This is a genomic window from Levilactobacillus koreensis JCM 16448 (assembly GCF_001435525.1).
GTDB classification, from domain to species: domain Bacteria; phylum Bacillota; class Bacilli; order Lactobacillales; family Lactobacillaceae; genus Levilactobacillus; species Levilactobacillus koreensis.
This window is the reverse complement of record NZ_AZDP01000050.1, coordinates 1-2,091: the sequence shown is the minus strand read 5'-3', so window position 1 is coordinate 2,091 and position 2,091 is coordinate 1. Positions and strand designations below refer to the sequence as shown.

Sequence of the window (2,091 nt, the reverse complement as noted above, 5' to 3'; positions counted from 1 at the left end):
TGTCAATAGCGGCGTAGAAATGTTGGAAAATGGCGGTTTAAAAATGTAGGTTTTTGGCGGTTAGTTTGTTGCTTTTAGGCGGTATGATTTTCCAGTTATCTTGATGATATGGGAATGATGAACTAAGCGGTCTAGAATGGCAGCGGTGACTGTTGGATTCTTGAAAATCTCGACCCATGTTGAAAGCTCGCTATTGCTAGTAATTATCGTTGAGTGTCGTTCATATCGCGCATTAATTAACTGAAAAAGAAGGTTGGCTTCGTCATGTTCTACTGGTAAATAGCCGATCTCGTCGATAATCAATAAGTCATATCGTGCATAACGGTTAATACAACGGTCTAGGGCGCCCTTCTCGTAAGCCGTATGCAGCCTTAGTAAGAGGTCATGACAGTTGATAAATAGGGTTCGTTTTCCTTGCTGACAGGCCGCCATGCCTATTCCAATGGCTAGATGCGTCTTACCGACGCCCGGACTACCGATAAAGACTAAGTTTTCTTGTTTCTCCAAGAACGCTAAGTCGCTAAAACTCTTTATTTTCTGCTGATTAATACTGGGCTGAAATGAGAAGTCAAAAGTTCTCAAAGATTTATTCTGGGGGAACCTTGCTCGTTCAACTATTCGTTGAACTTGACGTTGTTCTTGCCATTCAAGCTCCACGTCAGTGAGCTTAAGCATAGCCTCTGTAAATGAGAGTTCTTGCTCGTTGATTTGATCAAGAAAGTTTGGTAAGTACGCATGCATCTTGGCTAAACCCAAAGTATCTAAGTTGGTCATTAATTCCTGGAATTTACTATTCATTTATTTACTCCTCACACTTCGTCATATTGAGATAGATGTTCTGCGATAAATGCCTTAATTTCTTGATCATTCCGACCTTTAAGGAGGTCGGATTTTAGGATTTGAACGCGGTCATCCTCATGATAATTTAAGGCTTGAGTCGTAATGTCGTGCGAACGGATTGGTTCTCCGTTATAATAGATTTGAAGTTGGCGTGCATTATCAGATAGTTCAATGTTGACTGTCCGACCTATGTAACGCGGATCTACAGAGTACTTGCACTTACGGAAGTTAACCATCGATTCCTTCGATACGACACGGGTAATGTCTTCTTCGAAGAAGGAATCTAGCAGGTTAGCCGGTAGTTCGTGGAGGTACTCTTTTTCTTCGTACTCAAATTTATCTAAAGGAACTTGGTTCGTTGATTGTGACACTTCGTGATTTAAATCATCGCAGAGTTCATCGACGATATGAATCAAATCTACGCCATCATCGAACTCATAATTATATGGCCGGAGACGTTCGATGGTTCGTGCCAAGGCTTCCACGACTCCTTTTGTTTGTGGCCTTAACGGCCGACAAGCAATTGGTTTATAACCGGCATCTTGACAGAATTGTTTAAATCGTTCGTTGAACACGGCCCTTCCAAAATTAGACTTTGAGTGATCAACGACTTGCTTCATGTTATCGAACCAGATTTCATGAGGAACGCCACCAGTTGCTTCGAAGGCATCATCTAAGCAACTGAACAGGGTATCCTGACTCCGATCGAAGACTAACGTAATGAATTTCAACTTTGAAAATGGTAAAACATACAGGAAGACATTGAAGTGATGTGGCTTCCCATCGCGTGAATATAGCGTCATTTCTTCCTTCCAATCCACTTGAGCTGATAGTCCAGGCGTGTGTTCAACACGTATTGTAGCTTTATGAACTTTTTCTTTTTTGAGACCGGCGCAGTAGTTACGGACAATCGTGTATTGGCCAGTAAATCCCTTCTTCTGAATGAATTTGAAGATAGCCATCGCTGAACAGTTAAGCTCAATCTTATCTTCAATAATGTCTCGGTAAGCGTCAAGCTTACTGGGACGCTTAGTCGTTTTCTTCAACGCTATTGGGGCTTGGGCCTCTTGAAATGCTCGTTTGGCGGTGCGGTAATCAACCCCGTATTGTCGGGCTAGGGCAGCGTAGTTAGGCTTTAAATTATTTTTCACGTAAGTCTGCACTCCTTCTCGAATATCGTATCTCACATCGATAACCTCCTTGGTTCCAATGTGATTTATGATATCAAAAAATGTAGGAAAACCGACAATT

2 protein-coding genes are annotated in these 2,091 nt (G+C 41.9%); both read right to left on the bottom strand.

Features of this window, described 5'->3' with window-relative positions; genetic code table 11:
* Window positions 1–60: 60 nt before the first annotated feature.
* Entirely contained in the window at window positions 61–798 is a 738-nt protein-coding gene (istB, locus tag FC99_RS03880; protein ID WP_048734105.1) for an IS21-like element helper ATPase IstB, read from the bottom strand.
* 11 nt (window positions 799–809) lie between these two features.
* Window positions 810–2,027 carry an IS21 family transposase gene (gene istA / locus FC99_RS03875; protein ID WP_048734103.1) on the bottom strand — a complete coding sequence of 406 codons (1,218 nt, stop codon included), beginning with the start codon at window positions 2,025–2,027 and terminating at the stop codon, window positions 810–812.
* Window positions 2,028–2,091 lie beyond the last annotated feature (64 nt).

Bases quoted from the DNA above. Each gene is read 5' to 3' on its own strand.
- istB (WP_048734105.1), bottom strand. From the start codon at position 798: ATGAATAGTAAATTCCAGGAATTAATGACCAACTTAGATACTTTGGGT.